Genomic DNA, 25,108 nt, shown 5'->3' with positions numbered 1-25,108 from the left:
GATTGCCTGATGCCATCGACGGGCGTTTGTCGGGCCGGACGTCGATCGCGGCTACTTCGCGATCTCTTCGAGAATCAGCCGAATTTCCGCAAGCGGACTTCGGCTATCGTCGAAGAGTTCCACCGAAAGCATGTTCAGCGGCGGAGCCGGCAGGCCTTCGGCCGCCATTTCGGCAAGCACCCTTCGCGCCTCGGCCTTCGCAACCTCGATGGATTCGAATTCGTACCCGGTCTCGCTGCCGACACCATCACGATCGAAGAGCTGGAAATAGAATTTCGGCACGGCATGCTCCCCCGATGATGTTCCTAACGATCCCGCAGGCGACATGTTCCGCCACATCGGGCACTTCGGCAAAATCAGAAGGTGCCCGCCTCCGGTGAAGCCATTTCCTCGATCGCATCGACGCGGGCGGGATAGAAGGCGAGATGGTCCTTGATGCTGCTGACGGCGTCATGCGGAGCCTCATAGGTCCACACCGCGTTCTTCGCCCGCTCGCCGCCGGCAAGGATGCTGTAATAGGAAGCGTCGCCCTTATAGGGGCAATGGCTGCGGTGATCGCTGCGCTGAAGCAGCGACATGTCCACATCCTTGCGCGGGATATATTGCACCGGCGGATAGGAGGCCTCGCGCAACGTCAGCGCGCTGTGGGTATCGGCAATCGTCCTGCCGCCGGCAGTGACGACGACGCGACAGGGGTTGTGCTCGACGGTGATCGGGTGGTCCGGTCCTGGAATCTTGATCGACTTGTCCAACATGGGTTCGCCTCCAGAAGATATCGGTCTCCCAGAGATAGGGCGCCCACGCCTCAGGCCCAAGACCACGAACGCCACCTTCCTCAGCCAGGAAATTGGAAGCGCGGCGATTCCCGGCTCAGCATTGCCGTCTTCGGCACGACCTGCCAATGGTGGGCAAGCGCATCCGCCACCGTCGCGACCAGCCTGCCGATATCCTCATCGCTCCCGGCATGCAGCGCCTCGGCGACGATCAGCACCGAGCCCGTCGTCTCGCGCACTGCCGAAAGCCCGCTCTGCCGGTTCGTCCACCGGCGCGCATGCGCTCTTCCCTCGTCATCCGCGAAGATCACCTCATCCGGCTCGGGATATTCGCTCTCGCCGCCGAAGGTCAGATAGGTCTCTTGGCCCGTGGCCCGTCGAACCTCGAGGTCGCCCGCGATCTTTGCCGTATCGAAGACGGCGATGGGAACCGCGAAGGCGAGCGAAATCGCGTTGCAGAGATCGATAAGCGGATTGAGGTGCGGCAGCGCCTGCTCCTGCCGGAAGCGGCGCAGCAGCGCTTCGGAAGCGCAGCGATATTGCGTCGGCTTCAGCCCCATGCGGGAAAAGCCGCGCCGCCACGCCTGGATCTCCGGAAACTCGCCCTCCTGCGCTTCGGCAAGCCGCGCACCGGCAATCGCGCCGAAGTTTGCAACCGCCTCTTCCACGTCCGCCGAAGCATGAATGCCTTCGGCGTAAAGCGCACCGGCGCGAAGTTCCGGAAAGGCCTGCCATATCGCATTCGAGTGGCTGAACTGCATGATCTATCTCTCCTCGATGAGTTTGGTGCCGGCGCGGCCGCCGGCAAAGGCAAGCCCGAAGACGGCCGCAAGCACGCAACCTATGCCGGCGATCTGATTGAACCCGACCGCCTCGCCGAGAACGGCAAAGGCCAGTATCACGGCGGAAACTGGAGCAAGCGCAGTGAACAACGAGGCTTCCGTGCCGCTCACCCTTTCCGCACCCGCATACCAGAGCAAGAAGCCGCCGACGGTCGGCACCAGCGCGTAATAGGCCACGGCAGCGACCGCACCCGGCGAAAACCCCTGCGCGAGCGGCGCCTCGAAAACGGCCGGAACGGCCGAGACGACGAGGCCGATTCCGGTCATCAGCGTCGACTGGGCAAGCGGTGCAATCTCCGTCTTCAGCCGCTTGTTCAACAAGATAAACACCCCTTCGAAGACAACCGCCAGGAAGATCAGCGCATTGCCCGCGAGCGACCCGCCGGCGGCATCCGGCGTGAAGGCAATCGAAAACACGCCCGCGGCCGCAAGCGCCACGGCAAACAGCAGCGCGGGCTGCGGCCGTTCGCCGAGCAGCAGAATGGAGATCGCCGCCGACACCACCGGCAGCGTGCCGATGATGACGCCGGCATCGGCGGCCGAGGTGAGGCTGAGGCCGGAGATCAGCAGCGTCGTATAGCCGACACTGCCGGCGCCGGCCTGGATGAAGAGAATGAGGCGGTCATGCCCGGAGAGCTTCGGCAGCCGGGCTCCGCTCGTCCGCATCAGCAGGAAAAAGACCGGAAGAGCGAGCGCGAAGCGCAAGGCGGTGGCCGTAAACGGCGGCAGGCCAGAGGCGATCAGCTTGCTTGCGATGACGGTGCTTCCGACCGTCAGCATGGCAAGCGCCAGATAGAGATATCCTTGAACCCGTCTCGACATTCGGCAGCTCCTGTTGAAGCGCCGAGAAAACAGCAGGGATGGTCAGCGGTCTTGAACGAAATTGCAAATGCCCGCGCCGCGGTTCAGGAAAAGGCGCCGGCATACGAGCGTGGCGACAGACCGTATTTGCGCACGAAGACACGCGTCATATGGCTCTGGTCGGCAAAGCCGCTGGCAAAGGCGGCGTCGGCAAGCGGCGTGCCCTGAGCGATCAGCCGCCGAGCGATATGAATGCGCGCCTGCACGAGATAGGCATGCGGCGTCAAACCCGTCGCCCTGGCAAAACCGCGCAGCACCTGGAAACGGCTGAGCCCGCTCTCCCTTGAGAGATCGGCGAGCGAGACGGCGGCAAGCGGGTCGCCGTCGATCAGATCCCGGGCCGCGCGGATCGACGCCGGCACCGCCGGCCGTTCCTCCCTCTCGGCCCGCTCGCGCATGACATCGGCGACAAGCTGCAAAAGCAGTTCCTCAAGCAGCAATGCGTCGGTCGTCCCGGCAGTCACCGCGCCAAACAGTGTTTCGAAGCGGACAGCAATGCGTGGATTGCGGATGACGGGATGCGGGATTTCCGATCGCGCTGCCCCGCTTTCGGCGATATCCCGCGACAGACCGGTGACGATGGCGGGATCGAAATAGAGGATGCGCCAGGATCTACCTTCGCCGATTGGCGCGCCGTCATGCACCTCATTCGGATTGACGGTGATGATCTCGCCGGCCTCCGCCTCCACCATGCCGCGCCCGCTCAGCGATTTCTGCGCGCCTGATGAAATCAGGCCGATGCCGAACTGCTCATGCGTATGCCTGGCGAAACTGTGGTGGGTTTCCGCCTCCACCGCTTCGACGCCGGCAAGCGCCGAGCGCAGCATCCTGAACTGGTTTTTCGGCATGTCTGTCCCGCAGGTCCGATCCCGGCCACTTTGCCAGTCGGACGGATGCGACGCAACCGCTGCGGCTGGCCTGGAGCGTGTCGCGCAAAAGTGTGCGCGGTTTTGCGATAACGACACGCGAGAAAATAAAGACCTAAAGCGCATGAAGCGAATCTGAAAGATCGCGACGTGCTTTAGAAGAATTCGTCGAGCAGTTGGTAGTAATCGAGCCGCGCCGGATCCGGCGCCGGCATGCCGTAACGATCGAGAAAAGGCTGCACCAGCGCCTCCCCGAAATTATAGGCGATGCTGCGGCAGGCAAGCGCGATATCCTGATGGCGGTCGGCGACACCGAGGCGGCTGCAATCGATATAGCCGGAGAACCGGCCGTCGGAAGCGACGAAATTCGGCAAGCAGGCATCGCCATGTGTAACGACGAGATCCTCGTCGCCGGGCCTCATGCTCACGAGTGCGGCGAAAAGCTCGGCAGCGCTTTTTCCGAGCCGGGCCGCATCGAAATCCTCTTCGTCGACGATTCCCGCCTCCATGCGCGCCTTCGCCACCAGCAGGCGCTTCTCTAGACGGTGATCGAAAGGACAGGAGGCAATCGGCAGGCGATGAAGATCGGCAAGCGCCTCCGCCAGCAGCTCGACGCGCGCAAGCGACGTCAGCGCCGCTGCGCTGGCAAGGTCGCTTCCCGGCAACGCACTGAACAGCAGCCAGTTGCGCTCGCCGTCGCTTTCCCGCACGATCACATCGGGGCACGCCAGACCTGAGGCTTTGCGCCAGCCGAGCCGGGCCGCCTCGTCATCCAGTTCGCCGAACGGGCCCGCCGCTTCGACCTTGAGATAGAGCGCCGGCAAGCCCTCGCCTTCCAGGCGGAAAACGCTCGCCGTCGAACGGCCGAGCAAATCCCGCTCCATCCGATAACCGGACAGATGCGCGGCAAGCCGTCCAGGCGGCAATCTGTCGGAAAATGTCAATGAATCGTTTCGGCGGGCGCAGCTTCGAGAAGGATCTCGAACGCTTCTTCGAGGGCCGCCACCAGAATATCGGTCAGCTCGTCGGACTTGTTTTCCAGGAACAGCGCGCTGACCGCTTCGTCCTGTCGCTCCAGAAAACGCTCGATCTCGTTCGACATATCATTGTCCCTTCTTCACCGTACCATCACGGCCAATGAAGAAACCGTAGGCTTGGTTCCTTGCGCGTGGCTGGGCACGCAGCCAGCATTCTCTGCGGCTACTCACGTATCTTGTACTTCGCGTATTGGCTGCGAGGAATCAATCCGCCGAATCTGAAGGCAAAGGACAGAATTTTCGTGGCATCGGCATCGACCTGGCATTCGAACTGCATACTATACCAATCGCCGCCCTTCCTGAACCGTCCCGTCTCCATCACTCGAATGATCGTTTCGTTGGTAAAGGGCGGATAGGTAGGAACCTCAGGATCTCGATATTTCGGCGAGATGTGTTCGATTTGTTGCTCCAGTTCGGTCCTGCATAAATCATTCATGCGTTGGCCACGCGACAGATTGCCCAATGCCGTTCGTGCCACCGGATCGTCAGTCGCATTCTGTGAGAATAACCTCTTCACTTCCGGCAGAGGCGTCTTCGATACCTGATCCGCCTGCGGAGCCTTCGCCTTTGGCGTCTCAGGTTCAAAGCTCGTCCGCGCCTCTTCGGTCGCCGCAGCGGCAGGCGCATCCCGTTCCGGATGAATGGCGGCAGTGGCAGTCTCCGGTACGTTCACCTCTTCGGGGATCGGATTGCCTGCGGGCTGCTCGGTCGGTTGCATCTTTTCGGCGGCGTCTGCCGCCTGCTTCGGCTGCGTTTCCGGAGACGAGGACGGCGGAGGGGCGGCGGTATCGTCGATTTCGCCCTCCGATGCGTTTCCGTTCTTGGTCTTTGCCTTCCCGCTGTTCTTGTCTCCAAACTCGAAAACAGGCGCGGTCCCCCTCAGTCCGGCTGGCGGCGGAGACGATTTGGGCGCGGGCGGTGGTGGCGGAGGAGGTGGCGGCGACGGTGGAGGTGGCGGAGGCGGTGGCGGCTCCTTCTTCGCCTCTTCGGGCGGTTTCGGCTCCGGTGGTTTTTCCTCCGGCTTCTTCTCTTCCTGCTTCTTCTCCTCCGGCGGCGGAACGAGTTCCACCTTCACGCTCTCGTCTTCCGGAGGTTTCGGCTCGATCTTCGGCAGCCCGAAAATGAGAAGTGCGACGACAGGAACATGCAGAAGCACCGACGCACCAATGCCCCAGCGGATTTCAGGCCGCTGTTTTGCCGCTTCATGCGTCTCCGCCGGTTCCACGTCTTCTTCTGTCACAGCAGCGATGTGGCCTCTAAAGCCGGCGGCATCAAGCCACAAAAGCAAAAAACATCGTGATTGCCGTTGCGGTCATTGGTCGGCGGGCCCGTCGCCCGCCACCAGATTGTGTTCCTGCCATTGGCCCTCCGGAATGGCGTCGCCGACGAGAAAGGCGAAGGACGCGACCTTGCCGGAGCCGGCGTCGAGTTCGCATTTGAACTGGATGTTGTACCAGTTCCGTTTGCTGCGAAAGGCGCCGCCCTTCACCTCGACGCTGTTGCCGCTCACCTTCTCTGCCGACATCGCATAGGGGGCGAGCGTGTCGGGCGCCATCGCTGGCCGCGCGCGGCGCACCTGCTCCAGCGCTTCGAGATCGCAGAGCTGCAGGTTGCGTTCGCTGCCCGAGAGCTGCCGCAGCGCCTCGCGAGCGCGCTTGCTGCGCGTATCGGCAAGCACCTTCTCGGAAAAGAGCTGGCTTGCGATGAGGAATTCGGCCGGCTTCGGCACCGGCGGAGCGATCGGCACCGCAGGCGGCATTGCCGCCGCAGCAGGTGGATCATTTGCGAGCGGCACCGGCTCGGCCTCGGACTTTGCAGCTTCCGGCCTCACCTCATCAGGCGAAGGCGCCCTGACGGGCTCGGGCGGGCTGGCGGATTCCGCTTCCTGCGGAACGATCTCCACCGACAGACCGTCATCAGGCGATGATAGCGGCTCGGCCCTCGGCAACAGCAGCAGGAGAAGCAGGATCGCAGCGGCGTGCAGCGCAAATGACGCGGCCGCACCCCACCGGATCTCGCCATCCCACTTGTCTGCCGCGAGTTCCATCGGTCAGGAAGCGGCTGTCGGACGATCGATGGCGATCGTGAAACTGAAAAGCGCTTTCATCATGAGCTTGCCAAGCTCCGGAAATGGAGCACGCAGCAACACTGCCAGCACAGCCGAAGCTTCGCAACATCAAAGGAAAGCAACCACCAGCTGCATTCAACCAAGCGAGCCGATAAGGTCCCGGTAGGCAGCCTCCGGGAAGGCCTTGAGTGTCTGGGTCCGGACATTGCCGCCCATCGCCAGCGAGAGGGTGAAATGCGCCATGACGGCGTCATCGGGCGCCTCGCAGACGGCGACCATGTCATGTCCGCCCATCGTCAGAAAGAATTGGTTGATGGAGCCGCCGACGCCGGCGAGCAATTTCTTTGCCGCGTCCAGCCTCTTTGCCGAGTCGCGAACGTTGCGAATGCCTTGATCCGTCCAGTTGATCAACAGAATGTAAGTGGTCATGTCGCACCTCCCGACGGAGGATTGGTTGGCGCAGGTAACGTCGACCCTCGCTCGCGCGTCGCGATCGATCCCTTCCCCCGTGGCGCGGATTATAGGCCTGCCACCGCAGAGCGACAAGAAATCCGTCACGATCATTGGTACTAATCACAAAGCAAAAGCCGGGCGCGAGGCCCGGCTTTCCAATCAGAACGACGCTAAGCAAATCAGCTGTCGAGGAACGAACGCAGCTTTCTGGAGCGGCTCGGATGCTTCAACTTGCGCAGCGCCTTCGCCTCGATCTGGCGGATACGTTCGCGGGTGACCGAGAACTGCTGGCCGACTTCTTCGAGCGTGTGGTCGGTGTTCATGCCGATGCCGAAGCGCATGCGCAGCACACGCTCTTCGCGCGGCGTCAGCGAAGCGAGAACACGGGTCGTCGTCTCGCGCAGGTTCGCCTGGATGGCGGCGTCGATCGGCAGCAGCGCATTCTTGTCCTCGATGAAATCGCCGAGATGCGAATCCTCTTCGTCGCCCACCGGGGTTTCGAGCGAGATCGGCTCCTTGGCGATCTTCAGGACCTTGCGGACCTTTTCGAGCGGCATGGCGAGCTTTTCGGCCAGTTCTTCCGGCGTCGGCTCGCGGCCGATCTCGTGCAGCATCTGGCGCGAGGTACGGACGATCTTGTTGATCGTCTCGATCATGTGCACCGGAATACGGATCGTGCGGGCCTGGTCGGCGATCGAGCGCGTGATCGCCTGACGGATCCACCACGTCGCATAGGTCGAGAACTTGTAGCCGCGGCGATATTCGAACTTGTCGACCGCCTTCATCAGGCCGATATTGCCTTCCTGAATGAGGTCGAGGAACTGCAGACCGCGGTTCGTGTACTTCTTGGCGATGGAGATGACGAGACGAAGGTTCGCTTCGACCATTTCCTTCTTCGCGATGCGCGCTTCGCGCTCGCCCTTCTGCACCATGTGCACGATGCGACGGAATTCCGAGATCGAAATGCCGGTTTCCGTTGCGAGATTCTGGATCTCCTGGCGGATGTCGCGGATCGTCGTGTTCTCGGCCTTGGCAAATTCCTTCCAGCCGCGGGCGGCCAGGTTGCCGATGGACTTCATCCAGTTCGGATCGAGCTCGGCGCCCTGATACTGTTCGAGGAAGCTATCGCGCTTGACGCCGTAGGATTCCGCCAGACGCAGGAGGCGGCCTTCGTTCTGCACGAGGCGCTTGTTGATGTCGTAGAGCTGTTCGACCAGCGCATCGATGCGGTTCTGGTTGAGCGACAGCGACTTCACCGCCTTGATGAGCTCGTCCTTGAGCTCCTTGTAGCGGCGTTCCTGGGCGGAAGACAGCGTGCCGGTGGCGGCAAGGCGCTGCTCGACCTGCTGGTCCTGCAGCTTGCGCAGCTTCTTGTAGGTCTCGGCGATGATGTCGAGCGTTTCCATGACCTGCGGACGAAGCTCGGCTTCCATCGCGGCGAGAGAGAGGTTGGATTCGTCCTCGTCCTCTTCTTCCTCTTCCGGAGGCATGCCTTCGCCGCCGACATCGGTAATGTCGTCGTCACCGGAGCGCGCGCGCCGGGTCTTTTCCTTCTCCTCGGCAGCCTTGCGGTCGGCCTCGATCTTCTCGGGGCTCTGGAACTGCGGCGCAGCCTTGGCTTCCGGACCGGAATAGGTCGTTTCGAGATCGATGATCTCGCGCAGCAGCGTCGTGCCTTCGTTGAGTTCGTCGCGCCAGATGATCAGCGCCTGGAAGGTCAGCGGGCTCTCGCAGAGGCCGGCGATCATCGTCTCGCGGCCGGCTTCGATCCGCTTGGCGATGGCGATTTCGCCCTCGCGGGAAAGAAGCTCCACCGAGCCCATCTCGCGCAGATACATGCGCACCGGGTCGTCGGTACGGTCGGTCGGTTCTTTCTTCTTGGCGGTCGCAAGCGCGGTGCCGCTCGACGGCGCGAGTTCGCCGCCTTCGCTGTCGTCATCGCCGCCGGCGTCGTCGTCGTCACCGCCACCGGAAGCACCGGCTTCCTCGGCTTCCTCGTCCTCGATGACGTTGATGCCCATGTCGGACAGCATCGACATCGTGTCTTCGATCTGCTCTGATGTCACTTCCTCGGACGGCAGGACCGCATTGAGCTCGTCCATCGTCACGTAGCCGCGCTTCTTGGCGGCCTTGATCATCTTCTTGACCGCGTCGTCGGAAAGATCGAGAAGAGGGCCGTCGCTTGCGCCGTCGCGTTCGACTTCCGCGTCTTCGTTCTCTTTGACCTTGGTTGCCATTTATATCGTCGCCTTCCTGACGCTATCCAATCTCGCTACGGTGAATGGGCCGTCTCAGGGCTTGACGCGCCGCTCGCGTCGCCCTTCAAATCACCTGAGCCCACCTAACGGGATGACATTTAAAGTCTGATTAACCACGATCGCCGGTACCGGACAGCAAAGCTTTCTTGCTTTTGGATTTCCGGCCATGGTTGCGCGATCCGCCTTGACCCTGTTCACCGCTTCAACAAGTCGAACGGTGATTCCCACATTTTTTGTTCTCGTCAAGCTTTTCCACAAAAAAAGCCCACGAAAAATCGGAAAAAGCCTTATCCACAGGCTTCGAACCGCGGCTGCGATTGCGAAGCTTATTTAAGAAGCGGCGTACAAAAGACAAGGGCGGCGAGGATTTTGCCCGCACCGCCCGTTGTTTCCGCCGTTTCCTGCAGCTTTAGCGGCTGTATATTTGCCGGCTTCAGGCCGGCATCATGCTCTGCCTCTAATGCCCGGCGCCATCATAGGCCGTCACCTTCAGAGCGCCGAGGTCGACGGCGGGAATGCAGCGCAGATTGACCGAAGCCATCGCCGCACCGTTCGGGGCGACACCTTCGCCGAAGGGCGCAATACCGCAATTGGCGCAGAAATGATGCCGGATGACATGCCTGTTGAAAGTATAGGTCGAAAGATCGGCCTCGGGCGTCTTCAGCACCAGCTTCTCGCGCGGCACGAAAGCGAGAAGCCCGCCCCGCCTGCGGCAGAGCGAACAGTTGCAGTCGATCGCCTCGGTAAATTCGCCTTCGACCTCGAAAGCGACATTGCCGCAATGGCAGCTTCCCTCGTAGAGCATGTGGTCCTCCTCACATCCAATCCATTACGACCTTGCCGGAATTGCCCGACCGCATCGCCTCGAAACCGTTGCGGAATTCACCGATCTTGATGCGATGGGTAATGATCGGCGAAAGGTCGAGGCCGCCCTGGACGAAGGCGATCATCTTGTACCAGGTCTCGAACATCTCGCGGCCGTAAATGCCCTTGAGATTGAGCATCTTGAAGATCACCTTGTTCCAATCGATCTCGAAACCGGCGGGCGCGATGCCGAGAATGGCGATCTTGCCGCCATTGTTCATCTTGTCGATCATGTCGCGGAAGGCGGGAGCGGCGCCCGACATTTCGAGCCCGACATCGAAGCCCTCCGTCATGCCGATCGCCTTCATCACATCGGCGAGATTTTCCTTCGATGCGTCGACGACGTGATCGATGCCGAGCTTTCGCGCCAGCGCCAGCCGGTGCGGATTGATATCGGTGATGACGACCTTGCGGGCGCCCGAGCGCTTGGCGACCAGCGCCCCCATGATGCCGATCGGCCCGGCGCCGGTGACGAGCACGTCCTCGCCGACGAGATCGAAGGAGAGTGCTGTGTGCACCGCATTGCCGAACGGATCGAAGATCGCGGCGATCTCGTCTGATATATCGTCCGGGATCGGCACGACATTGCTTTCGGGAATGCAGACGAATTCACCAAAGGAGCCCGGCCGGTTGACGCCGACGCCAAGCGTGTTGCGGCAGAGATGCCCCCTGCCCGCCCGGCAGTTGCGGCACTTGCCGCAGACGATATGCCCCTCGCCCGAGACCCGCTCGCCGACATGATAGCGGGTGACCGCCGAGCCGATCTCGGCGATCTCTCCGGAAAATTCATGGCCGACGACCATCGGCACCGGAATGGTCTTCTGCGCCCACTGGTCCCAGTTCCAGATATGCACGTCGGTGCCGCAGATCGCCGATTTCTTCACCCGGATCAGCACATCGTTCGGCCCGACCTCCGGCACCGGCACGTTCTCCATCCAGAGCCCGACTTCCGGCTTCGACTTGACCAGCGCCTTCATCATATTCGACATATCTGTTCCCACCGTTTCTTGACGCCAGCTTCGCTATTCCCCCTTCTCCCCAGCGGGGAGAAGGTGCCCGTAGGGCGGATGAGGGGGCCACACGGCACGCCATATAGACCATGCTTTGTTTCTTGCTTACCGCTCGAAACGTCGCTTCGCTCCTCCCCCTCATCTGTCCTGTCGGACATCTTCTCCCCGCTGGGGAGAAGAGGAAGATGGCAATCCCCTCATTCTCAAATCACACCCAGCTCCCGCCCAGCCTCCGCAAAGGCAGCAATCGCCCGTTCGACATCCTGCCTCGAATGCGCCGCCGACATCTGCGTGCGGATGCGGGCCTGCCCCTTCGGCACAACCGGGAAAGAAAAGCCGATCACATAGATCCCCTTCTTCAGCATCAGCGCCGCCATATCCTGGGCGAGCTTGGCATCCCCCAGCATGACGGGGATGATTGGATGACCCTCGCCGGCGAGCGTGAAGCCGAGCTTGGTCATCTCGCGGCGGAAGAGACCGGCATTGTCGGAAAGGTGCTGGCGCAAGGCGTCGCCGCTTTCGATCAGGTCGAACACTTTGAGAGAGGCGGCGGCAATGACGGGCGCCAACGTGTTCGAAAACAGATAGGGCCGCGAGCGCTGCCGCAGCCATTCGACGATCTCCGCCTTTGCCGAAGTGTAGCCGCCCGAAGCGCCGCCGAGCGCCTTGCCGAGCGTGCCGGTGATGATGTCGATCCGCCCCTCGACGCCGCAATGTTCGGCCGAGCCGCGGCCGTTCCTGCCGACGAAGCCGACGGCATGGCTGTCGTCGACCATGACCATGGCGCCGTATTTCTCGGCGAGATCGCACACGCCCTGCAGATTGGCGATGATGCCGTCCATGGAAAAGACGCCGTCGGTGGCGATCAGCTTGAAGCGGCTGCCTTCGGCCTTTTTCAGCTCTTCTTCAAGAGCGGCCGTGTCGTTGTTGGCGTAGCGGAAGCGCTTGGCCTTCGAAAGCCTGACGCCGTCGATGATCGAGGCGTGGTTCAGCGCATCCGAGATGATCGCGTCCTCCTCCGAGAGCAACGTTTCGAAAAGGCCGCCATTGGCGTCGAAGCAGGAGGAATAGAGGATCGTGTCCTCCATGCCGAGGAAGGAGGAAATGCGCGCTTCGAGCTGCTTGTGCTCTTCCTGCGTGCCGCAGATGAAGCGCACCGAAGCCATGCCGTAGCCGTAGCGGTCGAGCGCCTTCTTGCCGGCCTCGGCCAGTTCCTCGTTGTCGGCGAGGCCGAGATAGTTGTTGGCGCAGAAATTCAGAACCCGCTCGCCGCTCGAAATCGCGATTTCACCCGCCTGCTTCGAGCTGATGACCCGTTCGGACTTATAGAGGCCGGCATCCTTCAGCGCCGAAATCTCGGCGCGAAGATGGGAGAGAAATGGCGAGGTCATGGGCGGCCCTTCCTGATGTTTTTTATAGCGTCCGGGTTAGCATATCGCCGCAGGCTTGTCTTCTTTCAGCGCTCGACGGAGGGCGGCCGACGCGCTCAATCGTCCTGCGCCAGGATGATCTCCAGAAAGGCATCGCCGTAACGCTCGAGCTTTGCCTGGCCGACGCCCGAGATGGCGAGCAGCTCCTTGCGGCTGCGTGGCCGCTCCGTTGCAAAGGCGATGAGCGTCGTATCGGGGAAGACGACATAGGGCGGCACGCCGAGCGATTTCGCGATCGCCATGCGCTCGGCCCGCAGCGCCTCGAAGAGAGTGTTATCAGCGCCAGAGAGGCCAGATTTGCGTTCGCTGCGCTCCGCCTTCTTCGTCCGCCGCTCCGAGGCCGGACGGTCCTTGCGGAAGAACACCTGCCGCTCGTGCTTGAAGACGGCGCGCGCCTCCGGCTCCAGCTTCAGCGCGCCGTAGGCCTCGTGATCGATACGGATCAGCCCCATGGCGAGAAGCTGGCGATAGACGGATTGCCATGTTCGCGCCGGAATATCTTTTCCGGCACCGAAGACAGGCATGTCGACATGGCCGAAACGCTCGGTCTTCTCGTTGACGTTGCCGACGAGCACGTCGATGACATGGCCGGCGCCGAAGCGTTCGCCGGTGCGGTAGACGGCGGCCAGCGCCTTGATCGCCGCTTCCGTACCTTCCCAGGTCTCGACCGGCTTCACGCAGGTGTCGCAATTGCCGCACCGGCCGGCATGGGCCTCGCCGAAATGGGCCAGGATCGCCTGCCGGCGGCAGGAGGCGGTCTCGCAGATCGCCAGCAAGGCGTTGAGCTTGGCGCGCTCGACCCGCTTGATCTCCTCGGCGGCACTGCCCTCGTCGATCATCCGGCGGCGCTGGATGACGTCGGCCATGCCATAGGCCATCCAGACCTCCGACGGCAGGCCGTCGCGCCCCGCGCGTCCCGTCTCCTGGTAGTAAGCCTCTACCGAGCCCGGCAGGTCGAGATGGGCGACGTAACGCACATTCGGTTTGTCGATGCCCATGCCGAAGGCGACGGTGGCGACCAGGCAGAGGTTTTCCTCCTTCAGGAAGGCATCCTGATTGGCATCGCGAAGCGCCCGGTCGATGCCGGCATGATAGGGCAGAGCACGAACCCCCTGCCCGTTCAGCCAGTCGGCCGTATCCTCCACCTTGGCGCGCGACAGGCAGTAGACGATGCCGCTATTGCCTTTGTGGCCGGAGAGGAAGCGCAGAAGCTGCTGGCGCGGCTGGTCGCGCTCGACGATCTCATAGGCGATGTTCGGCCGGTCGAAGCTGGTGGTGAAGATCTCGGCATCGTTGAGCCCCAGCCGCTCGATAATATCGTCGCGCGTATGCGGATCGGCCGTCGCCGTCAGCGCTATTCTGGGCACGCCGGGATATTGCTCGCCGAGCCGGCCGAGCTCGCGATATTCCGGCCGGAAATCATGCCCCCATTGCGAGACGCAATGGGCCTCGTCGATGGCAAACAGCGCGATCTTCTCGTTGGCGATTAGCTCGCGAAAACCATCGGTCAGGATGCGCTCGGGCGTGACGTAGAGAAGGTCGAGCCTGCCCGCCGAAAGCGCGCGGCGGACCTCGATGAACTCCTCGCGCGACAGCGACGAATTGAGCGCGGCGGCCCGGATGCCGAGCTGCTTCATCGCCTCCACCTGATCGCGCATCAGCGCAATCAGCGGCGAAACCACAATGCCGACGCCCTCGCGGCAGAGCGCCGGGATCTGGAAGCAGAGCGATTTGCCGGCGCCTGTGGGAAAGAGCACTACCGCATCGCCGCCGGCAACGACATGCTCGACCACCTGCTGCTGCTTGCCGCGGAAGGAGGAATAGCCGTAGACCTGCTTCAGCACGTCGAGCGGCGCGCGGCCGGCCGAAAACAGCGCGTCGGAAGCGGAAAAGCCCGCATCATTGTGTTCGCTGAGCGGCATCAGTGGTTCGCCGCCCCTTTAACGCGGCCGGAAAGCACGCCGAAGCCGTCGATGATCGCCTCCTGGTTCTCAAGGCGCACGCCTTCCAGATGCACTTCCTGTTGCGCCCGTATCAGCTGAACGATGGCCTCGCCGTCGCCGGCTTCGGTCGCCAGCGCAATCTCGCGTTCGAGCTCCATCTTCTGCCGGCGCAGCGCCTTCGCCCGTTTGTGGAAGGCGAGCGCCTGGCGATAGCCCTCACGCGCATCCTCCATCGCCGCCTCCTCGGTCGCCGTCCACAGCCGCGCATTGCGCACCTGCTGATCGAGGCTCTTGATCAGCGGACCGAAGCCTTCGAATTCCAGCCGTTCGGTCAGATAGTCGCGCGTCAGATGCGGCCCGGCAACGGCAGCCGCTGCCCCAAGCACCGCCGACCACAACCGTTGCAGTTCGCGGCTGTCATAGTCGATCGCGGCGATCTCGTCATAATCGTCGATCATCAGCGCCGGATGATTGACGATGGTGAGCGCCAGCACGCTTTCGCGGAGCGCCGTATTGTCCCGATGGCCGCGTACGGGGCCTGAGCGGGCCAGCCGGTCGGAAATCAGGCTCGGGCTTTTCGTCCCCGCCTTAACAGGATTGTCGCGGCCGCTCCGGGAATTGCCGCTGAAACCGCGCCGCTCGCCATTGTTGCGGTTCTGGAACTGCGGCTGGAAGAATGCGTTCAGCCGGTCGCGGATATCCTGCTGGTAATGACGACGCACATTCTCGTCGGCGATGACGGCCACAAGCTGCTTCAACCGCGCCTCGAGCTCGGCGCGCGCCTCCGGAGTATCGAACTTGCCAGTGTTGATCTCCCTGCTCCACAGCATCTCCGAGAGCGGCTTTGCGTGGCTCATCACCTTGTCGAAGGGGGTGCGGCCCTCATCGCGCACCAGATCATCCGGGTCCTTGCCATCGGGCAGAAGCGCGAAGCGGACGGAGCGGCCGGGTTTGAGATGCGGCAACGCCAGTTCGGCGGCACGATTGGCGGCGCGGATACCGGCGCCGTCGCCATCGAAGCAGAGCACCGGCTGCGGCACCATCTTCCAGAGCAGCTCGAGCTGGTTTTCGGTAAGCGCCGTGCCGAGCGGCGCAACGGCGTTCTCGACGCCCGCCTGATGGAGCGCGATCACGTCCATATAACCTTCGACGGCGATGATGGTGCCGCTCGCATTGTCGTCCTGCTGATCGCCGCGGCCCGGGCCCTGGATGGCGCGGCGGGCGCGGGCGAAATTGTAGAGCACATTGCCCTTGTGGAAGAGCTCCGTCTCGTTGGAGTTCAGATATTTCGCCGGCGCATCTGATGACATGGCGCGGCCGCCGAAGGCGATCACCTTTTCCCGCGACGAGAGGATCGGGAACATGATGCGGTCGCGGAAGCGGTCGTAGGAAACCGGCACGTTTTCATGAACGACCAGGCCGCAGGCCTCGATCTGCTCCTTGGTGACGCCCTTGCCGGCAAGAAATTCCTTGAGTGCATTGCGGCTGTCGGGCGCATAGCCGAGGCGGAAGGTCTCGATGGTGCGCCCCGTCAGCCCGCGATCGCGCAGATAGGCGCGCGCCTTGGCGCCATTAGCCGTCTGCAGCTGGTCCTGGAAAAAGGCCGTCGCCATTTCCATGACGTCGATCAGCGAGCCGCGCTCCTTCTCGCGCTTTTCCATGACAGGATCGGCAAGCGGCATCGGCACGCCGGCCATATCGGCGATCTGCTGCACCGCTTCGGGAAAGCTCAGGCCTTCCAGCTCGGTCAGGAAGCGGAAATGGTCACCGGTGACGCCGCAGCCGAAGCAGTGATAGCGGCCCTTGCGGTCCTCGCAATGGAAGCTCGGCGATTTCTCGCCGTGAAACGGGCAGCAGGCCCAGTAATCGCCGCGCGAAACGTTGGTCTTGCGCTTGTCCCAGCTGACGCGGCGCGCAATCACGTTCGAAATCGGAACGCGGTCACGGATCTCATCGAGAAAGGTGTTGGAAAAGCGCATTTATACCTCTTGGCCAGCCTCCATATAAGCTGCTTTGCCGCGCCATGCCACGAAACTTGTCAGGAAAACCCGCTATTCACAGGCAAGTGCATCCATCGCCGGCAGCGTCGGTTTTCCAATCAACAACGCGTTATCGCCCCTGCGACAGGGGGTGCGACACTGTTGTCATGCAAGATCCAAATTTTGGTTGCCGCGAGTATTCGATCAAGAGCCGGGATCTTCCGAACTGCAGGATTAAAATGTTTTGAAACAGCGGCTTATCAGTTCCGCCATTCGGGCAGCTCCCTCTTCCGGCAAACCACCAAGCCTTCGCTTCGAAGGCTCCCAAACGGCCGTTTCGGCCAATCATTATTTTTTTGTAATTTGAACAAGCCGCCTCCCCGCAATAGGTTCATCTCAACAAAGCGATCCCCGAGCGAAGCACCATCCCTACCCCCGGCGCCGCTTCGCAAGGGTGCCTTTGCAAATACCCTCCGGCTTGGGCCTCGGCCCTGCGTTGCCGGCGGAAGCAAAGAGCAAGAAGGCAGGAGCGCCCCCAGCTCCTGCCTTCTTAAATTTTGGGCTTCCCGATACAGATTTCCCTTTAAAATTAACCGATTATTGACAAAACCGTTGACAGGCGGCGCGTCCATGAAAGAAGTATGCGCCGAACTCCCTGGACCTCTTCCACATGGCCTTCACCGCTGAAAATCTTGCAGCAGACGATCGCTTTCTCGCTGCGATCCTGCATTGCGCCGATCAGATGCTCACGATCTATCGCGAGAGCCCGCGCATCGCCTCGATTTTCGCCGCACAGCAGCGCTGGCTGATGGCCCATGCCGGTTTTGCGCTTCATTACGGCTATCCCAAGGATGGCAAGAGCGGCCTCTATTCCGGCCGCTTCATCGATTTTTCGGTCAGAAACGACATTGCCAGCCGCAACACGGCCGCAGCCTTCATGCAGGAAATGCTGGCCTACCGCTTCCTGCGCCCGGTCCCCGGCCCCGACAAGCGCACCCGCTACCTGGAGCCCACCGAGACCGCCGAAGAGCATTTCACCCGATGGCTCGTCGCCCATATGATGATCCTCGACAGCCTGGACGGCGGTGAACGCGCCGGGAAGGTCACCGCCGATCCCTCGACGATGATGGCGGCCATCCAGCCGCGGATCGCAAAAGCGATCATCGGCAGCCAGGCGGTGCGCAGCCCGGGCCCGACCTTCAACCTCTTCAATTGGGCGAATTCCGGCGGGCTGGTGATGGATTACCTGATCTCGCGCCTTCCGGAATTTCCCCGGGCGGCCGAACGCGTCGTGGTCGGCCCACTGTCGCTCCGGGAGCTTCGCGAACGGTTCATGATATCGAACACCCACCTGAAGCGGCTTCTGACGCAGGCATCGAACATGGGAAGCGTCGGCTGGACCGAGCCGTCGCGCAAGGGCGACTTCTGGCTGTCGGGCCGCTTCATCCTGGAATATTGGAATTATCAGGCGGCGAAATTCGCCATCATCGATGCCGCCGCCGAAGCGGTGCTCGGGCCTGCGGTCCTGGCCGAACCGCAGGCAAGACGCGTGGTTTAAATCAGTTCAACAGTTCCTTGACGGTCGCCGATGCTTTGGCGAAATCCATCTGGCCGGCATAGCGCTCCTTGAGCGCCGCCATCACCTTGCCCATGTCCTTGACGCCGGAGGAGCCCGTCTCCGCGATAACAGCCGAGATATTGGCGCGCACTTCGCTGTCGGAAAGCTGCTTGGGCATGAAATCCTGGATGACGGCGATTTCGGCGCGCTCCTTGGCGGCAAGCTCGGGCCGCGCATTCTCCTCGTAGATCTTGGCTGATTCGTCGCGCTGCTTCACCATCTTGGCGAGGATCTGCAGGATTTCGTCCTCGCTCGCCTGCTCCTTGCCGGTGCCGCGATTGGCGATATCGCGGTCCTTGATCGCGGCCTGAATCAGCCGGACGGTGGAAAGCCGCTCGGAATCCTTGGCCTTCATCGCCTCTTTCAGCTGGGTGGCGAGTTGATCGCGCAGCATGATCTTTTCTCCTTTTTTGATGCCGCTTCATAAACCACGCTGATGCGGCGGATCAAATAAATTGCGCGATCGGCGCGATAAAGCGCAGGAAAACGGCCATAATCTCGGCTACAAAGATTGACCGTAGGCAATTGCATGGCTATCTACCGCCACCTGCACCAAAATTCGTGATCAGGCCTGAAGCGCGCGGCATTGCCGTGTCCATACGCCTGCGAGATCAAATGGCAGCGAGCGCGGCAACGCGCATCGGCCGCCGGAAACGGGATGAAGATGACCGCGACTGCACCCTGGACAATCGAAAAGCCGACCGCCCTGCTCGTCCTCGCCGACGGCACGGTGATCGAAGGCAAGGGCATCGGCGCCACCGGCAAGGTCCAGGCCGAAGTGGTCTTCAACACGGCGCTGACCGGCTACGAGGAAATCCTGACGGACCCCTCCTATCTCGGCCAGATCGTCACCTTCACCTTTCCGCATATCGGCAACATCGGCACCAATGACGAAGATGTCGAGGACCTGACGCCCGCCGCCCGCCACGGCGCCGTCGGCGTCATCTTCAAGGCCGATATCACCGATCCCTCGAACTACCGCGCCGCCAAGCATCTCGACCAATGGCTGAAGGCGCGCGGGATCATCGGTCTCTGCGGCATCGACACCCGCGCGCTGACCGCCTGGATCCGCGAGAACGGCGCTCCGAACGCGGTGATCGCGCACGATCCGAACGGCGTTTTCGACATCGAGGCGCTGAAGGCCGAAGCCAAGGCCTGGAGCGGCCTCGAAGGCCTCGACCTCGCCAAGATCGCGACCTCGGGACAGTCCTCGCAATGGACCCAGACGCCGTGGATCTGGAACGAAGGCTATGGCGAACTCGGCGCGGCGGATGCGAAATACCACGTCGTCTGCCTCGATTACGGCGTCAAGCGCAACATCCTGCGCCTGTTTGCCGGCCTCGATTGCAAGGTGACCGTGGTGCCTGCCTCGACGAGCGCCGAAGACGTGCTCGCCATGAAGCCGGATGGTATCTTCCTGTCGAACGGCCCGGGCGATCCAGCCGCAACCGGCGAATATGCCGTGCCCGTCATCAAGACGTTGATCAAGACCGATATCCCGGTCTTCGGCATCTGCCTCGGCCATCAGATGCTGGGGCTGGCCCTCGGCGCGAAGACCGAGAAGATGCATCAGGGCCATCACGGCGCCAACCATCCGGTCAAGGATCACACGACCGGCAAGGTCGAGATCGTCTCGATGAACCACGGCTTCGCGGTCGACTCGAAGTCGCTGCCCGACGGCGTTGAAGAGACTCACATTTCGCTTTTCGACGGCACCAATTGCGGCCTGCGCGTCCTCGGCAAGCAGGTCTTCTCCGTCCAGCACCATCCGGAAGCCTCCCCCGGCCCGCAGGACAGCCACTATCTCTTCCGCCGCTTCATCAACATGGTGCGCGAGAAGAAAGGCGAGCCGGCGCTCGCCGAACGCTGATTTTACGTTCATCAAGTCCTCGAACGGGTCGGGATTGGCCTCATCCGCTGTCACAACTCCGGCAGGCCGGCCTTTCGAAAGCCGTCGACAAAATGATCTCGTACAGATGCATCGCGCAGCGGCTGGGAGCTGAGCCAATGGTCGATCGTGAAATGAGGGTGGGCGATCAGGAACAATTCTGCTTCCCGCCGCGCCTCTTCATGCTGGCCCAACTGGGCAAGCGTGGCCGCCAGGAATTTGCGTGAGTTGGTACGATACGTGTCTTCCCTGCGCAGTGTAGCGGCTGCCGCTTCGTAGTCACGCGCGGCGTATTGCGCCTGCCCAAGATGACAAAGATACCAGCAGGCCGGACGGGGATTGAGCCGCAGAGCTTTGTCGATCTGCGCCAGTCCGTCGGCAACCCTGCCGTCCAGCACTGAAATATCAGACATGGCGGCCCAGGTGTCGGCATGGTTGGGGTCCAGCTCCAGGGCCTTGGCGAAGGCGGCCTCCGATTCCTCCCACCGCCGCTCATAGGCCAAAATGGTCCCCAAGACGTAACGGCAGCCGGCATCGTTGGGATCGAGCTCGACCGCCCTCTGCGCTGATGTCACCGCCATCTGGCGGTTGGGATCTTCGGGCTCGCCGAAATGAGTCCAAGCCAGCCAACGGTTATAGGCGAGCAGACCGAGCGCCTCGGCATATGATGGCTCGAGCTTGACCGCGCGCTGGAGCAGCATATAGGCCTCACGCTCGGTTTGCGGCGACTCTTCCGTCAGGAGGCGAGCGCGCACACACAGGTCGTACGCCTCCAAGTTCTTCGGCCGATTGCGCTGCGGCGGAGTGGTCAGCCGGCCGACGAGGGCTTCGACAATCTTGGCGTTGACTTCATCCTGCAGTTCGAAAACATCTTCCACCGTCCTGTCGAACCTCTCGGCCCACAGGTGCCCGCCGGCAAGCGCGTCGATCAATTGGGCATTGATGCGGACACGGCCCATTGCGCGTCTGGCGCTCCCCTCCAGGACGTAGCGGACGCCGAGGTCCTGGGCGACCAGCTTTACGTTAACCGGCTTGCCCTTGTAGCCGTAGACGGAGTTGCGCGCGATAACGAACAGGCCAGCCGTACGGGAAAGGTCGGTGATCAGGTCTTCAGTCAAGCCGTCGACGAAAGGCGCGTCCGCTTCATCCCCACTCATGTTCGTGAACGGCAATACAGCGATCGAGGGACGGTCGGGCAGCGGCAATATGCTCTGCAGCGCATCCGGCCAATGCCACACGTGGACAGGGCGGGTCAGGTTCTTCAGGTAGCGCTCGCCTGCGTCGAAGAACCGGTCGCCGATCTTGCCGACGATCTCGCCGTGAACGCCGGCTGAAATGCAGATACCTCCCGGCGCGGCCTGTGTCTCCAGGCGCGCCGCGACATTGACCCCGTCGCCGAGGACGTCCGAACCGTCGTCAATGACATCTCCCAGATTAACGCCGACACGTAAAAGCAGGCGTCGATCTCCGGACGCCTCGACAGGAGTGGTGGTCCGTTGCATTTCCAGCGCTGCTTCGACCGCGTCCACCGCGCTGCCGAATTCGATCAAGAAGCCGTCGCCCACGACCTTGAAGATGCGACCGTTGTGGCGCATCACGGCCGGCTCGATAACACCAGAACGGAGTTCCCTGAGGTTCGCCACCGTTGCGACTTCATCAGCCTCCATCAGGCGTGAATATCCCACCACATCGGCAACGACGATGGCAGCGAGGCGACGCTGAAGAGATTGATCCATCATGTGAGGACAAGCCTAAAGACCAAATTAGCAAGTTATTGTTCAACCGCGGGTGAGTCAACAAGTGGTGAGAGGCGGCATCCGATTCCCGGCACTGATACTTCCATATTGACCTCAACCATACTTGAGGAATTACAAACACCCCGCAGACAGATGATGCAGGAGAAAATGGATGAGCGGAGCTTTCTTTCGGATCGACAAGTTCGTCGTGCCGGCGGCGGCGCGGGAGGAATTTCTCGTCAAGGTGATGATGACCCACAAGCTGCTGGAGGCGCAGGACGGGTTCATCGATCACAGGGTGCTGGAGCAGGTCGCCGGTCCTGGCGAATTCAATTTCGTCACAATCGCCGAATGGGAAAACACCGAGGTCGTCGAGCGCGCACGGGCGGCCGTCGCCGCTGCCCACAAGGCCGTCAATTTCGATCCCCAGGAGATGTTTTCGCGTCTCGGCATTCGCGCCGATATCGCCAGCTATAAGCCTGTCGCCGCCTAAGGCCGGAAGGCCGGCTCAGGAGCCGGCCATCGCGCCCTCCCGGCGAAGCAGAAGGTAGAAGCGTGCGCAGAGCATGACGGCGGCCGCCGCCAGCCCGACGAGGAAGCCGAACCAGATGCCGATGCCGCCGAAGCCGAGCGGGAAGGCAAAGGCCCAGGCGAGGAAGAAGCCGATCGGCCAATAGGCGATCAGCGCCATGATCATCGGCACGCGCGCATCTTTCAGGCCGCGCAGCAAACCGTTGGCGATCACCTGCAGCCCGTCGACGAGCTGGAACAGCCCGGCAACCACGATCAGCGGCCCGGCATAGGCGAGCACCTCAGAGGCCTCGGGCGAATTGACATCGAGGAACCAGCTGCCGAGAAACTGCGGCATGGTGGCGAACAGCACAGAGCCAACCGCCGAGATGACGCAGGCGAGGATGACCACCATGATCGAAGCCCGCACCAGCCCAACATGATCGCCCTGCCCGTGCGCGACGCCGACGCGCACCGTCGCCGCCTGGCTGAGACCGAGCGGAATCATGAAGGCGATCGAGGCCCATTGCAGGGCGATGCCGTGGGCGGCAAGCTCGATGGTGCCGATATAGCCCATCAAGAGCGAGGCCACCGTGAACAGGCTGACCTCGGCAAGCACGGTGACGCTGATCGGGAAGCCGAGCCGAATGACCTCGAGCAGCGCGTGCCAGTCGGGCTTCCAGAACCGCACGAAGATCTCGTAGCGGCGCGTCTCCTCCCGCTTCTGGACAAAAGCGAGAATGAAGAGGAAACCGGCCGTCTGCACCACGACCGACACGATTGCCGCGCCCTCCAGTCCCATCGCCGGAAAGCCGAAATGGCCGAGCACCAGAGCATAGGCAAAGATCGCGTTCATCACCAGCGTCACGATGGTGACGTTGAGGATGATGCCCGCCTTGCCGATGGCGCTGACCAACGCCCGCATGACGTTGAAAAGCAGGGCCGGCAGCACGCCGAACTGGCCGATCATGATATAGCCGTGGGCGAGCCTGGCCACCTCCGGCTTCTGCTGCGCAAACAGCAGGATCTGTTCCGCATTGAAAAAGGCCGGCTGCACGATGATCCAGAATCCGATCACCACCCACAGACCCATGCGCAGCGACCGGCGCACCGAGACGACGTCGCCGCGGCCATAGGCCTGCGCCACCATCGGAATGACGGCGATAGAAAAGCCCGAACCGAAGATCAGGATCGTGAACAGGAACTGAGCCGACAGCACCATGGCCGCCAACTGCTCGGCGCCGAGGCGGCCGACGATCATCACGTCGGTGGTGTGTATGCCGAGCTGGGCAAGCTGCGCACCGATCAGCGGAATGCCGAGCGCCAGCGTGGCACGGAAATGTGCGCTCCAGCGATTATCGGTTGTCGGCGCAAGCCTGCGCGCGTCGATCGGCGTGTCCATGACACCAGTCCTGTGATTGGAATCTACGTCGCCGCGCAATCTGCGGCGAAAATATCATTCGGGCTTAGAGGAAAGACCCGCAAAGAACTACCCTAAAACAGGCAGATGATGAAAAATTCATCATCGCATCACCATTTCTGATCGATCAACCCGCCGCTTCCAGCGCCTCGGCCGGCCGTCGAACCCGCACGCGAGTGAGGAACACGCCGGCGGCGAGCAGAATGAACAGGGCGGCCGTCAGATAGGGTGCGCCGGCAAAGGTCACCGGCGCCTCCGGCCGGGTGAAATAGCCGAACATCTGCGTGAAGATCAGCGGCCCGACGATGGTGGTGATGCTGCTGAGGCTGGTCAAAGCGCCCTGCAGCTCGCCTTGCGCCGAAGGCGGCACCTTGCCGGCGGCGATGCTGCGCAGCGGCGGATCGGCGACGTTTTCCATGACCGTCGCGACGATGACGACATAGACCACCCAGCCCTCCCAGGCGAAGGCATAGCCGGTCAGGCCTGCGGCGGAAAAACAGAGACCGAGCAGCGCCGTCTTCCATTCGCCGAGCAGAGGCACGACGCGCGGCAGGACCAAACCCATGACGAGTGCTGCGCCGATGCCGTAAATGCCGAGCGAGAGGCCTATCTGTCCCTCGCTCCAGCCGTAGCGATAGGTCGAAACGAAAGACCAGACCGAGGGATAGACGGCATGTGCCAGGAAAAACAGGAACATGACGAGGCTGACCCAGCCGATACCGGGATAGTGGCGCATCTGGCGCAGCGCGCCGAGCGGATTGGCGCGCTTCCACTCGAAGCGGCGGCGGTTCTTCGCCTCCAGCGTTTCCGGCAGCAGGAAACAGGCGGCGATGAAATTAAGGAGCGACAGCGCAGCCGCGCCGAGAAAGGGCACACGTGGGCCGAATTCGCCGAGGAAGCCGCCGACGACGGGGCCGATCGTGAAGCCGACGCCGAAAGCGATGCCGATCAGCCCGAAATTCTTCGCCCGGTTCTCCTCCGTGCTGATGTCGGCGATATAGGCCGAGCAGGTGGCGAAGCTGCCGCCGCTGATGCCGGCAAGAACGCGGCCGACGAACAGCATCCAGAAGCTGGTGGCGATGCCGCAGATGAAATTGTCGATCGCGAAGGTCAGCACTGAAAGCAGAAGGATCGGCCGGCGGCCGAAACGATCCGACAGGTTTCCGAGCAGCGGCGCGAACAGGAATTGCATGCCGGCATAGACGAGCATCAGCCAACCGCCGTCGATTGCCGCATCGCTCACGTTGCCGCCGGTCAACTGCTCCAGATAGGCGGGCAGCACCGGCATGATGATGGCAATGCCGATAATGTCGAGAAAGAGAATGATGAAGACCAGGAAAAGGCCGCGGCGAACGAATTTCGGGTCAAGCATGATGCATCTCTACAGCCGTTGTTTCTGGAAAGACGATCTCGTCCCCGCAAAAATGACATAGCTCAGAAAGGAAAGTGAAACAATCCGTGAACATTCAAAGTTTTTGATGCTGCTCTGCGGGAACTTTATGAGACGCCGCAACCGCAGGCCGCTCGCTGTCGCTCCAAAGGTTGGCGGCGC

Annotated in this window: 23 protein-coding genes; 3 read left to right on the top strand and 20 right to left on the bottom strand. The window is 62.1% G+C overall.

Going from position 1 to position 25,108, the window contains the following annotated elements:
* Positions 1-51: 51 nt before the first annotated feature.
* The 16 genes from ATY77_RS30410 to dnaG form a co-directional block, all read right to left on the bottom strand.
* Positions 52-282, bottom strand: coding sequence for a hypothetical protein (locus tag ATY77_RS30410; protein WP_088690148.1), 231 nt, complete (start codon positions 280-282; stop codon positions 52-54).
* Between the two features lie 74 nt (positions 283-356).
* Positions 357-755: a DUF427 domain-containing protein gene (locus tag ATY77_RS30405; protein WP_088690147.1), complete on the bottom strand. Its 399-nt coding sequence runs from the start codon at positions 753-755 to the stop codon at positions 357-359.
* Positions 756-835: 80 nt separating this feature from the next.
* Positions 836-1,534 (bottom strand): phenylalanine--tRNA ligase beta subunit-related protein, encoded by a 699-nt coding sequence (locus ATY77_RS30400; RefSeq protein WP_088690146.1) that lies wholly within the window; start codon positions 1,532-1,534, stop codon positions 836-838.
* Positions 1,535-1,537: 3 nt separating this feature from the next.
* Positions 1,538-2,437, bottom strand: coding sequence for a DMT family transporter (locus tag ATY77_RS30395; protein ID WP_088690145.1), 900 nt, complete (start codon positions 2,435-2,437; stop codon positions 1,538-1,540).
* An 83-nt stretch (positions 2,438-2,520) separates the two neighbouring features.
* The gene (locus ATY77_RS30390; protein WP_088690144.1) at positions 2,521-3,324 is read right to left on the bottom strand and encodes an AraC family transcriptional regulator; all 804 of its coding nucleotides are present in this window, start codon (positions 3,322-3,324) and stop codon (positions 2,521-2,523) included.
* Between the two features lie 173 nt (positions 3,325-3,497).
* Positions 3,498-4,286: an APH(3') family aminoglycoside O-phosphotransferase gene (locus tag ATY77_RS30385; protein ID WP_141103976.1), complete on the bottom strand. Its 789-nt coding sequence runs from the start codon at positions 4,284-4,286 to the stop codon at positions 3,498-3,500.
* Positions 4,283-4,444 carry a hypothetical protein gene (locus tag ATY77_RS33025; protein WP_190233569.1) on the bottom strand — a complete coding sequence of 54 codons (162 nt, stop codon included), beginning with the start codon at positions 4,442-4,444 and terminating at the stop codon, positions 4,283-4,285. The genes ATY77_RS30385 and ATY77_RS33025 overlap by 4 nt, the downstream gene beginning before the upstream one ends.
* Before the next feature lie 98 nt (positions 4,445-4,542).
* Positions 4,543-5,661, bottom strand: coding sequence for a DUF930 domain-containing protein (locus ATY77_RS30380; protein WP_088690143.1), 1,119 nt, complete (start codon positions 5,659-5,661; stop codon positions 4,543-4,545).
* A gap of 30 nt (positions 5,662-5,691) precedes the next feature.
* Positions 5,692-6,426 (bottom strand): DUF930 domain-containing protein, encoded by a 735-nt coding sequence (locus ATY77_RS30375; protein ID WP_088690142.1) that lies wholly within the window; start codon positions 6,424-6,426, stop codon positions 5,692-5,694.
* A 156-nt stretch (positions 6,427-6,582) separates the two neighbouring features.
* Complete coding sequence (locus ATY77_RS30370; protein ID WP_088690141.1) at positions 6,583-6,876, bottom strand: GYD domain-containing protein; 294 nt, start codon at positions 6,874-6,876, stop codon at positions 6,583-6,585.
* Positions 6,877-7,079: 203 nt separating this feature from the next.
* Positions 7,080-9,137, bottom strand: a complete 2,058-nt coding sequence (rpoD, locus tag ATY77_RS30365; RefSeq protein ID WP_088681242.1) for an RNA polymerase sigma factor RpoD — start codon at positions 9,135-9,137, stop codon at positions 7,080-7,082.
* 478 nt (positions 9,138-9,615) lie between these two features.
* Positions 9,616-9,963, bottom strand: a complete 348-nt coding sequence (locus ATY77_RS30360; protein WP_088690140.1) for a GFA family protein — start codon at positions 9,961-9,963, stop codon at positions 9,616-9,618.
* 10 nt (positions 9,964-9,973) lie between these two features.
* Positions 9,974-11,011, bottom strand: a complete 1,038-nt coding sequence (gene tdh, locus ATY77_RS30355) for an L-threonine 3-dehydrogenase (protein WP_088690139.1) — start codon at positions 11,009-11,011, stop codon at positions 9,974-9,976.
* Positions 11,012-11,235: 224 nt separating this feature from the next.
* A complete protein-coding gene (locus ATY77_RS30350; protein ID WP_088690138.1) occupies positions 11,236-12,423 on the bottom strand; it encodes a glycine C-acetyltransferase in 1,188 nt (395 codons plus the stop codon).
* 95 nt (positions 12,424-12,518) lie between these two features.
* Positions 12,519-14,384 (bottom strand): DNA helicase RecQ, encoded by a 1,866-nt coding sequence (recQ, locus tag ATY77_RS30345; protein ID WP_088690137.1) that lies wholly within the window; start codon positions 14,382-14,384, stop codon positions 12,519-12,521.
* Entirely contained in the window at positions 14,384-16,384 is a 2,001-nt protein-coding gene (gene dnaG, locus ATY77_RS30340) for a DNA primase (RefSeq protein WP_088690136.1), read from the bottom strand. The genes recQ and dnaG overlap by 1 nt, the downstream gene beginning before the upstream one ends.
* Positions 16,385-17,054: 670 nt before the next feature.
* Here dnaG and ATY77_RS30330 point away from each other — a divergent pair.
* Positions 17,055-17,942 carry a hypothetical protein gene (locus ATY77_RS30330; RefSeq protein WP_088690135.1) on the top strand — a complete coding sequence of 296 codons (888 nt, stop codon included), beginning with the start codon at positions 17,055-17,057 and terminating at the stop codon, positions 17,940-17,942.
* A gap of 1 nt (position 17,943) precedes the next feature.
* On the opposite strand, the gene ATY77_RS30325 is transcribed toward ATY77_RS30330, so the two are convergent.
* The gene (locus ATY77_RS30325) at positions 17,944-18,396 is read right to left on the bottom strand and encodes a GatB/YqeY domain-containing protein (protein ID WP_088673137.1); all 453 of its coding nucleotides are present in this window, start codon (positions 18,394-18,396) and stop codon (positions 17,944-17,946) included.
* A 270-nt stretch (positions 18,397-18,666) separates the two neighbouring features.
* Here ATY77_RS30325 and carA point away from each other — a divergent pair, with 270 nt between their 5' ends.
* Positions 18,667-19,872, top strand: a complete 1,206-nt coding sequence (gene carA / locus ATY77_RS30320; protein ID WP_088673730.1) for a glutamine-hydrolyzing carbamoyl-phosphate synthase small subunit — start codon at positions 18,667-18,669, stop codon at positions 19,870-19,872.
* 50 nt (positions 19,873-19,922) lie between these two features.
* Here the strand turns inward: carA and ATY77_RS30315 are convergent, their stop codons facing one another.
* A complete protein-coding gene (locus tag ATY77_RS30315; protein WP_088690134.1) occupies positions 19,923-21,629 on the bottom strand; it encodes an adenylate/guanylate cyclase domain-containing protein in 1,707 nt (568 codons plus the stop codon).
* A gap of 169 nt (positions 21,630-21,798) precedes the next feature.
* Here ATY77_RS30315 and ATY77_RS30310 point away from each other — a divergent pair, with 169 nt between their 5' ends.
* A complete protein-coding gene (locus tag ATY77_RS30310; protein WP_088690133.1) occupies positions 21,799-22,119 on the top strand; it encodes an antibiotic biosynthesis monooxygenase in 321 nt (106 codons plus the stop codon).
* A gap of 15 nt (positions 22,120-22,134) precedes the next feature.
* Here ATY77_RS30310 and ATY77_RS30305 read toward each other — a convergent pair whose 3' ends face one another.
* Together ATY77_RS30305 and ATY77_RS30300 are read right to left on the bottom strand one after the other, a co-directional pair.
* Positions 22,135-23,538, bottom strand: a complete 1,404-nt coding sequence (locus tag ATY77_RS30305) for an MATE family efflux transporter (RefSeq protein ID WP_088690132.1) — start codon at positions 23,536-23,538, stop codon at positions 22,135-22,137.
* 145 nt (positions 23,539-23,683) lie between these two features.
* On the bottom strand, positions 23,684-24,928 hold the full coding sequence (locus tag ATY77_RS30300) for a TCR/Tet family MFS transporter (protein WP_088690131.1): 1,245 nt from the start codon (positions 24,926-24,928) through the stop codon (positions 23,684-23,686).
* Between the last annotated feature and the right edge of the window lie 180 nt (positions 24,929-25,108).

Origin of the sequence: Rhizobium sp. R634 (assembly GCF_002211305.1) — a bacterium.
Taxonomy (GTDB): Bacteria; Pseudomonadota; Alphaproteobacteria; order Rhizobiales; family Rhizobiaceae; genus Rhizobium.
This window is presented reverse-complemented; position numbering and strand designations above follow the sequence as displayed.

Bases quoted from the DNA above. Each gene is read 5' to 3' on its own strand.
- ATY77_RS30330 (WP_088690135.1), top strand. From the start codon at position 17,055: ATGGCCTTCACCGCTGAAAATCTTGCAGCAGACGATCGCTTTCTCGCT.
- ATY77_RS30300 (WP_088690131.1), bottom strand. From the start codon at position 24,928: ATGCTTGACCCGAAATTCGTTCGCCGCGGCCTTTTCCTGGTCTTCATC.
- ATY77_RS30305 (WP_088690132.1), bottom strand. From the start codon at position 23,538: ATGGACACGCCGATCGACGCGCGCAGGCTTGCGCCGACAACCGATAAT.
- ATY77_RS30315 (WP_088690134.1), bottom strand. From the start codon at position 21,629: ATGATGGATCAATCTCTTCAGCGTCGCCTCGCTGCCATCGTCGTTGCC.
- recQ (WP_088690137.1), bottom strand. From the start codon at position 14,384: ATGCCGCTCAGCGAACACAATGATGCGGGCTTTTCCGCTTCCGACGCG.
- ATY77_RS30325 (WP_088673137.1), bottom strand. From the start codon at position 18,396: ATGCTGCGCGATCAACTCGCCACCCAGCTGAAAGAGGCGATGAAGGCC.
- ATY77_RS30375 (WP_088690142.1), bottom strand. From the start codon at position 6,426: ATGGAACTCGCGGCAGACAAGTGGGATGGCGAGATCCGGTGGGGTGCG.
- ATY77_RS30360 (WP_088690140.1), bottom strand. From the start codon at position 9,963: ATGCTCTACGAGGGAAGCTGCCATTGCGGCAATGTCGCTTTCGAGGTC.
- ATY77_RS30310 (WP_088690133.1), top strand. From the start codon at position 21,799: ATGAGCGGAGCTTTCTTTCGGATCGACAAGTTCGTCGTGCCGGCGGCG.
- ATY77_RS33025 (WP_190233569.1), bottom strand. From the start codon at position 4,444: ATGTCGAACGAGATCGAGCGTTTTCTGGAGCGACAGGACGAAGCGGTC.
- carA (WP_088673730.1), top strand. From the start codon at position 18,667: ATGACCGCGACTGCACCCTGGACAATCGAAAAGCCGACCGCCCTGCTC.
- ATY77_RS30350 (WP_088690138.1), bottom strand. From the start codon at position 12,423: ATGACCTCGCCATTTCTCTCCCATCTTCGCGCCGAGATTTCGGCGCTG.
- tdh (WP_088690139.1), bottom strand. From the start codon at position 11,011: ATGTCGAATATGATGAAGGCGCTGGTCAAGTCGAAGCCGGAAGTCGGG.
- ATY77_RS30405 (WP_088690147.1), bottom strand. From the start codon at position 755: ATGTTGGACAAGTCGATCAAGATTCCAGGACCGGACCACCCGATCACC.
- ATY77_RS30395 (WP_088690145.1), bottom strand. From the start codon at position 2,437: ATGTCGAGACGGGTTCAAGGATATCTCTATCTGGCGCTTGCCATGCTG.
- dnaG (WP_088690136.1), bottom strand. From the start codon at position 16,384: ATGCGCTTTTCCAACACCTTTCTCGATGAGATCCGTGACCGCGTTCCG.
- ATY77_RS30390 (WP_088690144.1), bottom strand. From the start codon at position 3,324: ATGCCGAAAAACCAGTTCAGGATGCTGCGCTCGGCGCTTGCCGGCGTC.
- ATY77_RS30370 (WP_088690141.1), bottom strand. From the start codon at position 6,876: ATGACCACTTACATTCTGTTGATCAACTGGACGGATCAAGGCATTCGC.
- rpoD (WP_088681242.1), bottom strand. From the start codon at position 9,137: ATGGCAACCAAGGTCAAAGAGAACGAAGACGCGGAAGTCGAACGCGAC.
- ATY77_RS30400 (WP_088690146.1), bottom strand. From the start codon at position 1,534: ATGCAGTTCAGCCACTCGAATGCGATATGGCAGGCCTTTCCGGAACTT.